This window comes from Gammaproteobacteria bacterium, assembly GCA_021647245.1.
Taxonomy (GTDB): Bacteria; Pseudomonadota; Gammaproteobacteria; order RBG-16-57-12; family RBG-16-57-12; genus JAFLJP01.
In genome coordinates this window covers 37,620-54,205 of record JAKIVC010000008.1, presented here as the reverse complement: position 1 = coordinate 54,205, position 16,586 = coordinate 37,620, and the positions used below count along the sequence as shown (strand labels likewise).

Below are 16,586 nucleotides of genomic sequence, written 5' to 3'. Positions count from 1 at the left end.
ATACTCCTGATATGCTATTTTTCAATATTCAGCAATTCTATATCAAAAACCAGCACCGCATTTGGTCCAATCATCGGTGGCGCGCCGCGTTCACCGTATGCCAATTCAGAAGGGATGGTGACCTGATAGTGCGAGCCCACTGGCATCATTTGCAGTATAGCGGTCCAACCTGGAATCACGCGATTAACCGGAAATGTGGCCGGCTCATTTCGGCTATATGAGCTATCGAACTCAAGCCCATTAATCAACACACCTCGATAGTGTACTTTCACGGTGTCCGTTGCACTGGGTTTTCCCCCCTCACCCTGGGTGATTATTTTATATTGCAGACCACTATCCAGCACGGTAACGTCTGGCTTTTTGCTGTTCTCTTCTAGGTAGGCCATCCCTTGGGCGAGATTGTTTTCACTCGAAGCTTTGCGTCGCTCTTCGCCACGCTGTTGAAAGCGCTCCATCACTTGCCGGTTCTCTTGGGGTGAGAGCCGGGATTCAGCACCTTGCAGCCCTTCTCGAAGTGCAGCGCTATAGAGGTCGGCATTGATTTCAACCCCTTCAGCGGCCAGCCTCTGCCCTAGCTGGTAACCCAGGGTATAGCTGAGTTGATCCTCTTCACTTTGCAGTGGTTGAGGGGTTTCTGCTACCGCAGTGCTGCTGATGAGTACCGCAACGGCACTGGCTATCGCTATTCGCATTTTATTCTCCTGAGTTTCATTTACCCATCATCTTTGGGCTTTATTGTACAGATGACCGCGCCATTTTGGAGTGAAAATTCAGTCAAAAAGTTCAACCCAACCCGCTTTCCGACTAAAAGCTACCGCCTCGTGCCAGCCAGCCTCCTTTTTGCCGGCTGTTCAACGCCTTTAGCAGGCGTGCTGCCTTGCCGCTGCTGATCTGCTCATTCACCAGGTCTTTGTATATTTGATTGGCGCGTTTGCGGCGGCGAACCGCATCTCCGGCATCGGCAAATGATTCGACCGCATCAACCACCTTCTCAAACAAGCTATTAATCGGCCCTTGCTGCAACTCTTTTTGTAGCGTTTTCATCGCTTCGTGGTGACGGCTGGCGATCACTTCCAACTCCGCATGTACCGATTCGGTCTGTGCCAGCGGCGAGCCACGCAGTACCTCTAATGTTTGGTTGAGGTGCTGTTCGCTCAGTTGTCCAAATTCGTGAAAGTCTGCCAAAGCGGCTAAGCCACTGCGAAGCTGCTCGACCTCAGTGGAACGAGCCTTTTCACAGCTGCGATAACACGCCTCCCACGCCTGTAATCGATAGACAAAATCGAGGCCGGTACCTTTGATATTCTGCAAGCCCATCACCCGGGCTAACAGGCCGGGCGGGGTGCTATCGATAATCCGCCTGATCACCTGTTCACCACTGGCACGGGCATCCTCAATCACTACAAATTTACCCTTAAACCACTCACCCAGCAGCTGTTTGGCTTGCTGATCAAGGTGGTGACGCTGACTGGCATCGGTAGCTTTCGGCAGCGCCGCAGAAAAGTCACAAAATGCTTGGTACTTCCTAAGCAGTTGCTCGGCACTCTCGACTAACGCCTGACGGCAGGGGAGCTCTGTGGGTAGTATCTCCAGCCATTTCGTGGGTTGCTCCCAGCAGGCTTTCAGACGCTCTGCATAGGGCAGCAGTTGCAGATCAGCTAACTGCGCCTGCAAGCGCCCATCCAGCTGACTGCGCGAGGTCGGAATACGCAGCCGTTCAGCCCACTGCTGCCAACTCACCATTGCTGCCTCGGGTGTATGAGTACCCCCCCAAAGCGTAAAGTCTCTGAGCAGCTTATGCCATGCCAGCTGAATATAGCTCTGTAAACCATCCAGATTGGTGCCGATCAGATAGCAACAATCCTGCTGTAAATCGTTAACGATTATTTCGGCAAAGACCTGAGAGCGAACCACTCGATCAGCGCGGTTATTAACCACCGTTGCAATCCAACCCTCATCACTCCACTCTCGCGATTGCGCCTGCAGGCCCACACGCTGCCAGTTATCCAGTGTGCCAAAGCGTTCATTGGCAGACATGCCGTTAATAAATTCCAAGCGTCGTCCGTCGACTTGAGCCGGGGGGTAACATTTCAAAACCCCTAAATCTTCCACTACCCGGTCGGCCATCTCTTTCAGCGCAAAGTCATGATCTACCCCCAACTCGTCGCATAACGCCAGAATCAGTGCAATGTTATAAGGGTGCTCCTGATACGGAAACCGCTGCATAACATCGGGGGTGAGTTGTGCAGCCTCCAGCCACCCGACATGACGTAGCCGGCTCTGCTGTGCGCTGGCCTCATCACGCAGCAGAGGCAACATACTCTCCTCACTGGTTACCAGGCAGCTGTTACGGGGAATAAAACGCTGCATCACTTGTGGAATGTTGATCCCTGCTGGCCCCTGCAAATTTTCGTGATCTGGATAGCAATTGGTAATCGTGGCAATATCATCATTCATCCACTGGCGCTGAAGAATAGTGACAAAATCGGGATTTAGCGCCATGCACTCCCATAAAAACACTTCGGCACCCAGCCCCGTTGATATTTGCAACAGCTGCTCCTGCTCCCAGATGGTGGCTTTATCGTAGGGGCGAAACAGAAACATTTCGCGCAATTCAGAGAAGCCTCTGGCGTAGACAAACATCGCCTCACAGCCAGTGGTTTTAGAGACCACGTTATAGCCCAGCGCATTAAATAGTGCAGCTTTAAGGCGCTCGGTACCGGACTTACCCCGGGTTCCCCAGCCACCGATCACCAAGGGGAGTTTTTTACGTGCTGTACGAATTCGCCTTGTCAGGTAGACATGACGGGCAAAAAAACCGGCACAGCCAACCGCCAGCACGATGGCGAGATGTTGTAGGCTGTTCTCATAAATAGAAAAGAAATAACCGCTGATACGATCACTCCAGTCGTAACCAGAAAAGGGGATTGCCACCGGGAAGAAGCGGCTCACCGCCGGATCGGCCCGCCACTGCTGATTATCGTATTGGTGCGGTATGAAACGGACCTTAAAGCCCAGTGCCCGGATAGCATTCACATACGCTTCACACGCCGCTCCATCACCCGGTTGCCAGTTACGCAGTGCCGCATATTGACTAAAACGCCGTGTTAACTGCTGCATCACCCAGAGGCGTTTAAGTAGGCTGCGCGGTGGGGTGATTTCGGTAATACCGGCACTGCTGACGCGACGGATTACCGTTACTTTATCCTGATCACAGGCGGAGAGAAGCTCATCCACCAGCGGCAGATAGTTGCGCCAGCCACCCTCCTCCGCCATGTGCAGCGGCTCCCCCGGCACGGTGGTTTGCGCTTGCTCTGCCAACACCCCGGAAGGGGCGTAAAGGGTGCCGTGGTAATGACGGCCAATGGTGTGGGGAAACCCTTGGCGCTTATCTGTGGATGGGTGGAAAAACTCGTGAAGAATACGCCACAATCGACGGGCAAAGTGTTCGCCCCGGGTGATTAACAGGTAACGGCGTGTAAAGCTGATATCAAAGCCGTGTTCATGCTGCGCGATCAACGCCAGAATACGCCCCAGTTCCAAGGCATCAAGTGCAGGCAACTTGCTGCGTTTAATCCGCACGCGTCGCCCCACAGGCAGGCTCGACAACTCTGTTTGCAGCAAGCTCAATGCAGCCATGCGCTCTACTGAAACTTGACACCACAAATGCTCTCGGCACTGCGCGGTATAGGTTCTAATCGCCAGTGAGGGGGCTGAAAAGTGAAGATTCTCCAGTGCCAGCAGTAACGGAGTGAGCCATGTTTTAGCCTGTTGCGGCCCGTGGTTAAGCAGCTGCTGGTGACACGCCGGCAACACCTTGAGTGCCGCACGCAGCACCTGCGGCTGTGGCTCATTTTGCAGCACAAAGCTCAGCCAGCACGCCGCCTGTTGCTGCCACATCGGCTCACTCAGTAACTCCGCCAGATGGCAGAGTGCCGCCACCCGCACCGATGGCTCGGGGTCATGTTGCAACAAGGCGGCATAATGTTCTGCGGAATCGATATGGCCATGTTGTACAATGCGCTGCAACAAGGCTTGGCGCACATAGGGGCTGCTATCTTGCACCGCCCACTGTTCGTGTGACCGGTAGTGCACTGCCACACCCGCTTCGCACGGCAGTAACTGGACGACACAGCGGCGCACAAACAAGTCATCATCCGGTGAGGGGTTCTCCAGCCGTTCAGCCGCCAGTTCAGAAAACAGCGTCTCAGAGAGTTGCTTAATCGAGCGCAGTGCCTCGCACTGCACCCACACGGTTGCTGAGCGATCTTCTGCAATCTGCACCAAGCGCTTGATGAAATTTTGTTCGATAACCTCATGACGATCAGCGGCGGGAATCGCCTCGATCACCTGCCAGATACTTTTTAGCAGCGACTGTTTAATCCGCGCATCCCGGCTATAACCCAACAGTGAGTCACATTGGGCTGGCAGTGCCAACACTTGCCAGCGCTGGCGGATAGCTGTCAGCTGATCCGTACTTCCCAGCCACGCCACCGCAATGCGCCCTCGCGCTTCAATCAACAGCAGCAAATAACGCTCTGCGGCAATCAGACGGTTAAAGTAACGCTCACGCACCGTATCTTCACCAAACCAGCGTTCGAAGGCTTTGCGGTCTTGCTCCAGTTTTTTTGCATCACGCCCCAAGGTGCTGGCAAATTCCAGAATGTGGTGGCGACGCTCTTCATCTGTGGCCGCATGGCGAAAGCGGCTTTGGAAAAGAGTGGCCTGTTGCTCACGCTGTTTCAGCTCGGCCTCAGTTTTTTTCAGTTCTGAAAGCAAAAAGTCACTAAAACGGCGCAGCAACCAATCCTGATAGGATTCATCATCATGACCTTTTTCCGACTGTTTTTTCAGCCAGCGAAAAAAAGCATCCAATAATTTCTGTAGCTTAGGCTCATCAATCTGCAACAACAGCACGTTTCTATCTGCCAACAAAATGGCTTTAATGTCGTCAGCTGAGTTCATTGCTCACCCTCGCTATAACCAACACTTGGCAAACGCCACTGACGCAGTGGCTTAAAGAAAACCTCACCCGGCAGGGCATCACGATAGCCTCGCCCTTGCAGACCCTGCCAGCTCAGCTGCAACATAAAACTGAAATCCCCTTTTTGCAGCTGGTAATTAATCCCCCCTTGCAACTGCCAGAGATTCCAGCCATCACTCCACTGCCCCCACTCACTCTGTAGCGAAAGCGTGGTACTGGAGAAGCGGGTTCTGCGCTCATCATCAGAGAAAAAATAGCGTTGAGATAGTGTCACTGCCAACTCACCCTCGCCGAGCATCTGTCGCCAGCGAGCAGAGATACCCACCACATCCAGCAGGCGATCCTGCAAGCTGTCATTACTTCTCAGCCAGCCGCGAAGTGTCCACGCCGTATCCAGCCAGGGTTGGTAGGTATAACTATCCGCAAACTGCCAGCCATAGCGGTGCTGCGCCTTGTATTCGGTAAAAATATCCTGATCCAAACGACCCCGTTGATAGGGGTTAGCACCCAGGCTCATATGGCGTGCAAACAGTGTGAATCGCGGTATATGGTAGCTTTTTGGCGTTAAACGGTACACACGATACACTGTCGCATCCAGATAGTTGGCCCACTCCAGTTGGCCATTTTGTGAGTCCGGTTTTTGCCAGTAACTTTTTAGCTGTGCACTCCCACGCCACTGGCTCTGTTGTGGCACCCACTCCACACGCCCCTCAAGTGCCAGACTGGGGTTACCAAGCTCCCTAAAGCGCAGCTCTGCAGAGAGACGATGATAGAGCTGCAAGGCCGAATGGTGCTGACGGTGCTGCCCGCCAATGGCAAGAAAACGCTCCTGCTCCGAAAACTCATCGCTGAATCGGCGCTGCCTGAACAGTGCATAATAGTGTTCACTACCCTCCTCATAACCACCCGGTTCAAACGGTGACAGGTATTCAAAAGGCTCCACCAATAGCTCATCTGGCAACGGCTCAAACCGTGCGGGTGCTTCAACCACCCGAGGTTGATAACGACGCTTAAGCGCTTGCCACTTATTATCAACTTGCAGCGAAAACACCCGTAACAGCGCACGCGGCGCACCCGACCGGGGAGGCAACTCAAGGGTGTGCCACCCCTCATTCAGCGGGTGATAGTAAACGTGATCACGGGCTGCCACCCGCTCAACCACCTTCAACATCTGCGGCCCCTTCAAACGCATTTGTAGCGGCTCTTGCGGGGTACTCACAAAATAGCTGCGCTCACTTGCCACTGGCCATGGCGAATGCAACTCCGTTGACTCACCCCGATGCAAGCCAACCCGCAACGACTGACCCGCGACACTCTCCGCAACCCAGAGCCGCCACTGATGCGTACCAGCAGGCAGAGAAAACGCCTCTAAATGGTGGGGATCATTGGGGGTCAGCTCCACCTCCACGGGCGCTTTTTCATCCAGTTGCAGCATGACTTTAAGTGGCTGCCGCTGGCTGTTAAGCCCCTCCAATGTTAACGCTACTTGCCAGTAGATCGGCGTAGCCGCCGCGCTGGAGAGACCCCAGACATTAGACCCAAACAGGCGAAACTCATGCCCATGAAGGGGAGGCAACAGTGCATTACGCACCCGCAGGCGAGGAGATTCCGGGTTCCAACGTGGCTGGGAAACCCTCTGCTTTCCAGCACTCTGCAAGATGTTTTTCTGCCGTTGCCACTTGCCTCGCTGTAATATTTTTCGTGCCAGCCTCCTCACTAAAGCGTGTTGTGGGTACTGCTGCTGTAGCTGGGCAGCGAGTACCACGCCATCACTATTATGCTCTGGCTTGCGTTCCGTCCACCACAACAGGCGAACCAACTGTTGTACAGCTGTATCGCTCTGCTCATGTTCACCCCAGCGCTGCGGCTGAGGAGTCAACAGCGATTCAGCCGTGGAGATCACTCGACCACGGGGCAGTGCCGGTAAATTATCGATCAACTGGAGAGCCCGCTGGGGATCGGGATAATTTGCCAGCGGCCGCTGCGGCGCATCCATCTCCAGATCCAATAACACCTGATAGCCTGGCACCTGAATTTCGAGATCATTTATCCCGGCACTCACCTCAAACTCAATGAGGTGAGCCTGACCAGGGTAGCCGAGTGACGTCTCTTCGATTGTCAGTGTGCTGGCTGGACGGCTATCGAGTAGCGGGTACTGCCACACTGAGTGATTGCTTTTCATTTTCAGCCAGCCATTCAGCAACTGATTCGGATCATCTGTTGGGTGCAGTAGACGGACTTTTAGTCGTAATTTACGAGGCCCTAGCACCCTCATTTTCAGCGACTCCTCTGATTCAATCAGGTAGGCGATACCTGAACGGTCATTTACCCGGTTATACACTTTCACTGCGCCGGAACTGGAGGTGATCGCCTGCGGGCCGGCGGAGATCCAGTGCCGTGGCCCAGGGGTTTTTTGGTAAAACTCAGGCCATCTCAATACACTTTCTGCCGAGACAGGAGCCCTCGCTGCAAATAAGCGACTCACCTCACCTTGACGCAGCTGTTTTAAGAGCCTCTCACCGGCCTCTCCCGCTGTTTTCCACTGCGCGGCAGCCTGTGAAATACGGCCCCACCACATCGATTTATAACCCTGCCAATAAGCGGCTAACATCGGGTCTGTTATGCGCTGTAATAGTACATCAAAGCAGTACCAGCATTGCAGCTGATAACTTGTTGCAATCAACAACGGGTTAAGAGCCTTTGCAGGAGAAAAAACCAAGCCCACCGTAAAGAGCGCCTCCATTCTGCCCTGCGATGCCCAGCGATCCAGCACCTTAAACAGCAGTTCATCAGACTGCTCGTGCAATGCAGCCGCCACCAGCAGCGCATCGTAATCAACCTCATCACCCCATAGTGCGTAGTACGCCAACAACTGCTCTCGGGCCATTTTTCGCAGCGACTGCTCGGGGTGTAAAAAGGCGTAACGCATCAATTCACGCTCAGCCAGCGGGTGTTCCGAGAGGGCAACCAGTGCTGTCGCCTTGCCGCGCAGTGCCGCCTGCTGTAAATCCAGATCACTACTGTGGCGCTGCAACGCCCCCCAAGCCTCCAGTGCTGCCAGCCAGTCACCCTTTTGTTCGGCAACAACGGCAGCTTGATGCAGCTCGGCCTGTGGCTCAGTTTCATCCGCCAAGGGTGGCAGTGGTGAGCGATCCAGTCGATAGAGATAACGCTGCTGGCTATCACGCAACTGTCGAATAACCGCCGACCACTGCTTAACAACCGATGGCTGCCCTGCATTCAGCGCGGGGGACTCACCTTGAAGGGCCTGCCAGAAAAGCGCCACTCTTGATGCACTATCCATTCTGCCAATCAATTCCATATAGTGAGCAGGGGTCACTCGCCCTGCTCGGCTATTCAACTGTTGCAGGTTGATAAACAGTTGTTGCGGCGCTACCGACTGTGGCAGCAGATGAAGTTGCACGTTGCGCTGTTGTGCCGGCAGCTCGAACTCGGCTGTAGCGACCGGTGTGTAAGGTGCTGCAGTTTGATAGAGTCCGTAACGCCCCCCCATGGTGGTGCTTTTTAACTGTTTCAGTGAAGCCAGCGCCGGTTGATGTCGCTGCCGCTTTTGCCAAGTGCGCCAGGCGGGGTCAATTTTAATCCGCTGTAACACCTCACTTTGATCTCGTAACTCCAGTACCAGTGGCTGCTGTATGCTTTGCGCATCGATAGCAACACGCAGACGATCCTGCGGGCGCTGCGCGGCCAATGAAAAGGCCAGTTGACTCCCCTCAGCCGAAGAGAGCTCAAAAAACCGTCCACGGTTGATTGCCGAGAGTTGTGCAATAGCCTGGTGCTGGGGATAACGCCACAGCGGCGATTCACCCGCCAGCGGAGCCAGCGCCACCGGCACAAAACTGCGCTGGTAGGTTTCACCACTATCGGTATCAAAGGGTGCCAGATCGGCGTATGAAAACTCATCCCGCAATAGCCTTGCAACCAGTGCCTGGTATATCGGCAAAGTGCTGCGCTCCAACCACGCCAGCAGCTCATCTGCCACCCGTACCCGCGTAGCCTCTGCCAGCTGTCGCGCTACCCACGCCTCCACCAGCGGATAGTTTTGTCGAGTCAGCGCCGGTAGCGATTCCGAGACCTCATCACTGACTAAAGTGGCTCCATTCAGTTTTGGCAATAACAGCGCTGATCCTGAGCTAGCGCGCAACCGCAATAACAGATCATGGCTACTCGATATTTCGATCAGGTGTTCACCCGACGGAATGTCCAGATAGTGTTGCTGTCGATAACCCAGTGTTTGCAGCTTGCCATTAACATAACTTGGCAGGCGACTGTTCATCCGCCCTCTGATAAAAAATTGTTGCGCGGCCAGTCCTGCTATATGCACATCGATCTGGTAGCTTGGTCGACGGGTGGTCTGCTCGTCAGCGTAGTAGAGATGCTCTTCTATCATCAAGCGCTGGGGGCCAACCAGCGGTAAGCGCAGCCGCTGTTGAGGCGGTAGGTGGTAAAAACCCTGTTCACTCTGCTTCACACCCTGGCGCAGGGCGGCCTGAGTCAGGCGGGGCAGACTCAAGGTGTGGCGATAATGCTGTGTGGCGCTCTGCTGTTCCGTGCGGGATAAAAACAGCGCCAGTGAGATGGCCTGCTGGTTGACTGATTCAATAATAATCAACCTTGGAGCTGATGCAGCGGCAAGGTAGGCGGTACGCTCTTGGGCGGCGGGCCGTAACCACAATTCACGCGCTGCCAGTGAGCCATTGGAGCCCCAAATCTGGATATTTTCCCGCTGTCCGGCTTTCGCCAAATCGATTCGCAGCTGCTTGTTTGCTGGCAGTTGCAGCACCAGCGCTTGCTTCTCCAGATAAACCCAGGCGATCCCCTGCGGATCATTTTTTCCCGGCAAAGGACCTGAAACATGATAGGGCGCGCCCTCAAAATTATCCCAATAAATCACCGGGTTAAACGATGCGGCATAGGGCAGTGTCGCCTCATCAAACTGAGCAGAAGCCGTATTAACCAAAAACCCGTAGAGCAGTAGTAGAGTGATCAACTTCATGTTGTGCCACCGACTAGACAGCGGTGCAGCGCCCGTTGCGCATCACCCGACAGCGCCAGACGCTGCCGTAGTGGGTAGGCCATCTCCAAGTGGATAAAGCCCTTAAAACCCGCCGACCGCAGTAGAATTCCCTGCTGATTGCGCCGCCCGCCCAGCTCTTTGACTTGCTGGGGATAGGCCAGCACGACCCCTAGATGATCTGCCAGACAACTCTGTAGCTCTCTAAGTGAAGGCGAACTGAGCCGGGTACCATTACTCAAAATAATATCTGCACTGGCTGCTACACGGCTCTGCCGCCGTTTTTGATTAAAGCCATGCAGCTGAACAACCCTCGTGAGCTGCTTTTGATGCGCCACAGCGGCACTGAATGCATTAAACAGGGTACCGTTAAGTTTTGCCAAATCACTCTTCACCATCCCGTCATCAAGGGTGCGCGGTGCGCTGTTAAGCGCTACGGCGGCCACACCACCCAACGCCAGAAGAGCCAGTGTGATTTTAGCGGTATTCAGATCACTATCACCGTGGGGTGCCTGCAAAACCAGGGCGCTATTGCACTGTTTGCAGATAACATAAAATCCATGCCCTGACGGACGCTCCGGATCATCCATCAGTAGCCAGTAGTCACCCCATGACTGTATTGAAATACCGATCGCTCTCCAGCGTTCACGCTGGGATTTGGTTGGCTCTACTCCTTGCAATAACTGATCAAACAGCTCAATTGCCAGCCGATAATCACTCTGTAACGGGATGCTGAAATTCGAATGGCGATTCTGCTGCCACTGTTGGTAGAGGGTCGCTGCCCCGTTACTTGCTGTAGCAAACAACAACAGTGGCAACAAGCTGTAATACCAGCGATTATTCATAGTCCGCCGCCTCATTAAATCGCCGCTCCAGTGCCACCGCGCCCGGCTTCAGTTGGCTCAAGCTGATATAGCCTTCTCTTTCCGGAGGTTGTTGCAAGGTGATCCGATACTCTCCCGCAGGCATATCATTTTCCATGGCGATGAAAAATCGCTGCCCACCATCCAGCCACTGCCGCTGAGTCCCCCAGAGTGCGGTACGCTGTTGATTGTTTGGCTGCAATTGGTAGATTCTTCGATGAATCGTCCAACCGGGTAGCGGTTGGTTTTTGGGGCGTTCGCCTACCTCAATAGTCACCTCAAGGCGCGTTGCAGCCTGACGATGTGCCGCCACATGCCAAAGCCCTGAGAGGATTGCCGCCTCCCCTGACGGCTTGGTGTAGTTAAAGCTCAAACGTGACCCCTCAAAGCGATTACTCAAGCGTTTAATCAGTGGCTCATCACCCTGAATATAGTTGAGAAACAGCTCAGTTTCGGCACCGGCCACAATCGCCAGCTGATGCTCGCCAGCGGGCAGCATCGGCAGTTGCAGCTCACCACGAAGTTGTGCGACCTCCACCTGATACCACACCACACCATTAAGTAAAATTTGCAGCGTCATCGGCTCTTCACGGTAACGCTGATAAAACAGCGTAGGGTAAAGCTGCGTCAGCCCCTCCGCACCCTTCAACGCTAAGCGATAGTTTTTATTGGCTTGCAAGCGATGAAAAACCGCCCCCAGCGAATGGGGTTGCAGTGGTAAGCCCGGCTCGCGGGGTAGTAACAGGTCACGGGCCAGCCACTCCCCATCAGGGCGGTACGCCAACCATTGATACTCTCCCCTCAACAACCGTGGGTCCTCCTGTGGCGGAGCGCTCTGTAGGCGCATCAGAAAATCCCGCGACTCTTTTACCAGCGTCTCACGGCTTGCAGGCAACATGACAAACCAGCTCGGTTGCTCATCTTTATGCTGGCCAAAATAGTCCATTGGTACACGGGTAAGCAGCGGTAAGTCGTAGGGACGACTATAACCACTCACCAGCAACGGATTTGAGCTGCGAAAACGCACCACAGAGGCCTGGGTATCAAAATTAAAATAGTAGCGCTGTGGCAGTGACAGGTAATGACCCCACTCACGCTCCATTGAGCGATCATAGTGGGAGAAGTGGAATTGATAATCCATAGAGCCACGCTGCAACACTTCGCCATGGTGATTCAGCACCTCATAATCAATAACCGCCGGGCGATTATCCACCACTGCGGGATCCATGACACTGCGGCGGAAATCAAAACGTGCGGGCATCGGTTGCACGTCATAATGTTCAATAGGAAACTCAACCCACTCGGTTGCTGAAATAGCATAACCACGCAAGTAACTGACCTCCGGGGTAATCTCCAGCCGCTGAGCAGCAGTGGTCAAGTAAGCCTGTACCTTTAATGGTAATTGACTACGGATCTCCACAATACCGTTTGGCAGTTCTGCCTGGAAGCGTCCCTCCCCTTGCGTAACGGGCACCACAAATTGCTGTTGATTATTGATACCGGGACCCGACCAGTGGAGGTGCACCTCTCCCGTCATCGGCTGGTTGGGGTCGAGTGCGGCAAACAGCAGTTCAACTTCACCACCACCGTAAGGGATGCTAACCATGCCATTTACCCAACGATCCACCCACAGGCCAGAGGGTTGAATATCCTCCCCCTGTAGCTCAAATAGCTCATCATAGTCTCTCAATGTATAGAGGGTTCGGTCATAATAATCCTTCCCGCGCACCCCCTTCGGACCCATCGGCTGCCATCTGTTTTTTAATAGATTGCGTCTCTCTAAATCCGTCAGCAGCCCATGATCATAGATACTACCCCTTGCCAGGTAGTCGCGCTTACGCTCACTCGTTCTCGTCCACTGATAAGCCAGTTTGTGATCGGCCACACCCTCACGGAGATAACACCTTACAATCACATCCACGATCCCGGGATCCTGGCTATAGAGGCGCAGCCGCAGTCGACTCGGCTGTTGCAGGTTGTGCAAATTTAACATCATCACCCGCCCATCAGCGGGTAGCAGATCACTCTCGGTATAAAACTGCCGTGGAATCACCCCCAGCAGCTCATCCTCTTTTGGCTGAGAAACATGGCTGCGTTGATAATAGAGCGACTCCGACAACACTTTGCCATCATCATCCAGAATCTGATACTCAATTTGATAGTGGTATTTTTCATCATCCATCACCCACTGGTCGTGGCGCAAACTGGCATTGCTTAAAACACGAATCACATACTGTTGATCAGGAATTTCAAACTCCAACCACGGCTGCTCTGTGAGTACATAACCGGTGCTGCTCACCCCTTGATCAATCCATGCCGAGCGGTATTTGGCCTGCTGATAGTCGTCATAAACCGCCAGTGCCTCAAGCAGCAACCAGCCACCAAAAACCAGCAGTAACAGCCACATTATGAGTCGTCTTAAGCGTCTCATCCGTCCTCCCGAAGCAATAGCCAGGTGCTACGAACTTCCAGATAGCGCTGAATGACACTGGCATCCACCGGGGACTTCAACGTCGTAATCACGCTACCAATACGACGCGGTGCCAAATTAACCAATGCCACAGCTCCCTTGTAAGCAATCATCAAAAATGACTGCCTTGAGTCACGATCCACAAGGTGCTGATAACTAAACTGAGGCCACTCACGCTGTAAGCGATGCAGTGAGACAATGTTTTGATAACGCAAATAGTCACTGACCACCCCGCGAAACGCCGCCGTAATAGAGTGATCAGAGAGCAGAGGATATAACGGCAGATGTGAGGCCACATCAACTTCAGTGGTCGAAATGCCCAACGCCAAAAACTGTTTTTGTTGCTGTCGGTTGGCACTCTGCTGGCGGTAACTGGCGCGGATTTTGGGGGATACCCAAATAATGCCAAAATCCTTATTCACGCTGGCATTAAGGTAGAGCGATTGCGGCACACTGCCCACTTCATAACCCGAGGTACTGATACTGCCATCAACAAACTGATAGTTAAAACCATCCTGTGCCAACACCTCCACCAGCGCCTCGGCATTGGGATGCAGCCCACCCTGAAGGTTGGCTCCCGAGTAAAAAGCTAATAGTAAATCAGCATCGGGCATGGGTAGATCACTGCGCACACCATAGGCACGACTGTGGAGCACCAGCAGCGGCTCTTGTCGTGATTCACGCAACACCACCTGGTTGACCAGTGTAAACAGGCTGCGGATATTGGAGAGACGGATCAGATCCGAGCTGCCATCCAGATTACTAATGGGGTGGGTACCCGCCAGCAGTAACACCCGCGCCTTCAGGCGCTCAAACATAGAGACCCCAAACTCAAAGCTGTTATGCTCATACAGCGGACGCGGCACCTGAATAAGATAATCATCACTCTCACCGAGGCGAAAGACATAACTCCCCCAGTGGCGCATTTTTTCAGCCGCCGGATCTTCTCGTAAAATAAGATAATCCTGACCACTCTGCTGGTGGCGATAACGCACAATCTGATAATCAAATACAGCCGCTGCCTGAGCGATCACCGCCAGCGCTTTCACCCCGCCATCGCGCCACTCGCCATCGACATACTCGCGCTCCATCACTCGCAACAGCGGGGTGATCACCTCTTCATCAAAAAAGAGCAGCTCTTCCAGTTTTGGAACCTGATAGCCACCACTCCCCCGGGGAGCAATCGCCCCCTTGCCGCTCACCAGCCACTCTTGCAGGTAACCATCAATTCGTTGCGTATTGATATTGATGGGCACGTGCTCGTCCAGGCGCATGCTGCGAGTAATCAGGCGACGCATGTCGGTACGATTAATAAAAAGCTCAGCAAAACCACGGCGACTTTCGGTGCGTTGCAGATTGTCAAATGGCGTGGTTTCCCAGTGAAGCTGGTAACTCCCCAACAAGTTTTTTAACTGCACCAGGTCAACCCCTTCCGGCAGTGTGCTTTTAACCCACAAGGTACTCTCTGGCTCTGCGAGAGTCAGCAGGTTGGCATCCTGTCGAATACCTGAGAGGGCTCGAATGGTTTCCGGCGTGTAACCACGCAGTTGCAATAGATTCAAACGATTGTTGTGACGATGAAAGGCGTGATAGAGCGTCTGCGCGTTGCGTAATACGTCAGAGCTGCCATCCGAATTTATTTTACGTCGGCTACCGGCAATCGCCAAAGCAGAAGCGTCCAGCAGATCAAACAGCCAGGCAGCGGTTTCAATGGTTCCCTTCTCGTCCAGGGGTGCCGGCACCTCAAGCAGCATCGAGCCGGTCGATTTCAAGTTATAGAGATAGATCCCCCAGCCCCGCACCGGCCCAGACTCAGAGAGGTAGAGGTAGTGCTGATCCACCCGTTCCAGTTGATAATTTAACGAGGCCAGCAACCCTCTGGCTGCTATCAAATACTGCTCATCTGGATTGATACGGTACTTATCCAGATAGCTGAGCGCCTCACTAAAGCGGTCAATTTCAGCAATCGACGGCACCTGCATGCCATCACCACTACTGCTTTGATAAAGCACCACCTTGTCTTGATTTAGGCGTGTCATCAAATCCACATCAGATGATGACTTCACCTCAGCCGACTGCACCGTGACATCGCTCGATTTAGACCAGTGGAACACCGGCAAAAATGTCAAAGCAAAGCCGATACTCCCGCCCACCAATACGCCCGCCACCGATGTTTGCAGGGTGGTACGGGTAAGACGTGCAGCAATATCTTTATCGTGCATTTTCAACGCCATCAGCGTCGCCAGGAGGTAACCGAATGCGTAACTATCGGTCACTTTAAACTCAGGGAACCAGGCAAGCACCACATAGCCCAGCACCAGCTTATAGACAAAGCCGATATTGAAAAACAGCAGTAACTTACGCCCCCCCTCAATATTGGCATTATTAAACAAGGGGGTTTTAAAGAGCGCCAACGCAATGAGGTAGATCACCCATGCTTCTGCAAATGAGGCGAGGATTTTCATCGGGTCATACCACTGAAGCGCCAGCAGTGCCGGAATCAGAATCCCGTTATAATCCCAGCCATAGTGAAGGTTCATCCGCGAAGCGATGAAAGCGGCAACCAGTAAAATGATATAGGACTTGGGTGATGCCAATATGTTGGAGGCGATCCCTTCATACATATAGCCGAGGTTGCTAATGCTGAAGTTAGTGAACTCCATCAGTCCATAGCGGACAATCAAGTAGGTTAAACCGATCGTCAGTAGCATCGGCATCAGGCCGCGCCGCACTCCGGGCTTCCAGAGCTGGTTGGCCATCAGCGCAACGACCACCAGACCAAAGCTGTGCAGGTTGCTTTGATAGGCAAAATTTATCTGAAACTGCTGTTCAAGGGTCGATCCGACCCAGGGGAAAAGAAGCCCGTCACAAACCAGCCGCACCACAATACTCGCCAGCACAAAAGCAAAAAAGCGGTCTCGACCAAACAGACTTCCCCACCATCCTGGGTGGTTGAGGTGCTCTGAATAGAGCCTGACGATGAGATAGGTGAGCAGCGCTTCAAATAGAATAGCCCCGGCAGCCCACGGTTTCACCAACAACAGCGGAACCAGGTAACCGGGAACGATCAACCCCGACAACACCCAGCCAAAGCGGAGGTTGAAAAAAACAACAACCGCCACCCCCACCCAAACAGTGGTAATAACCGAACTGGAGAGACCACCTTGCGGAAACAGCTGTAGTGGGAAAAAATCCACCTAAGCTACCCTCCACACACTGCGTTGAATAGTAAAA

At 53.5% G+C, this 16,586-nt stretch carries 6 protein-coding genes; all 6 read right to left on the bottom strand.

What is annotated here, in order from left to right; translation table 11 throughout:
• Positions 1-14: 14 nt before the first annotated feature.
• Entirely contained in the window at positions 15-692 is a 678-nt protein-coding gene (locus L3J94_03760; protein ID MCF6217870.1) for an FKBP-type peptidyl-prolyl cis-trans isomerase, read from the bottom strand.
• 112 nt (positions 693-804) lie between these two features.
• Positions 805-4,965, bottom strand: coding sequence for a hypothetical protein (locus L3J94_03755; protein MCF6217869.1), 4,161 nt, complete (start codon positions 4,963-4,965; stop codon positions 805-807).
• A complete protein-coding gene (locus tag L3J94_03750) occupies positions 4,962-10,001 on the bottom strand; it encodes a hypothetical protein (GenBank protein ID MCF6217868.1) in 5,040 nt (1,679 codons plus the stop codon). The genes L3J94_03755 and L3J94_03750 overlap by 4 nt, the downstream gene beginning before the upstream one ends.
• Positions 9,998-10,864 (bottom strand): hypothetical protein, encoded by an 867-nt coding sequence (locus tag L3J94_03745; protein MCF6217867.1) that lies wholly within the window; start codon positions 10,862-10,864, stop codon positions 9,998-10,000. The genes L3J94_03750 and L3J94_03745 overlap by 4 nt, the downstream gene beginning before the upstream one ends.
• A complete protein-coding gene (locus L3J94_03740; GenBank protein ID MCF6217866.1) occupies positions 10,857-13,313 on the bottom strand; it encodes a hypothetical protein in 2,457 nt (818 codons plus the stop codon). The genes L3J94_03745 and L3J94_03740 overlap by 8 nt, the downstream gene beginning before the upstream one ends.
• Complete coding sequence (locus tag L3J94_03735) at positions 13,310-16,549, bottom strand: poly-gamma-glutamate biosynthesis protein PgsC/CapC (protein ID MCF6217865.1); 3,240 nt, start codon at positions 16,547-16,549, stop codon at positions 13,310-13,312. The genes L3J94_03740 and L3J94_03735 overlap by 4 nt, the downstream gene beginning before the upstream one ends.
• Positions 16,550-16,586 lie beyond the last annotated feature (37 nt).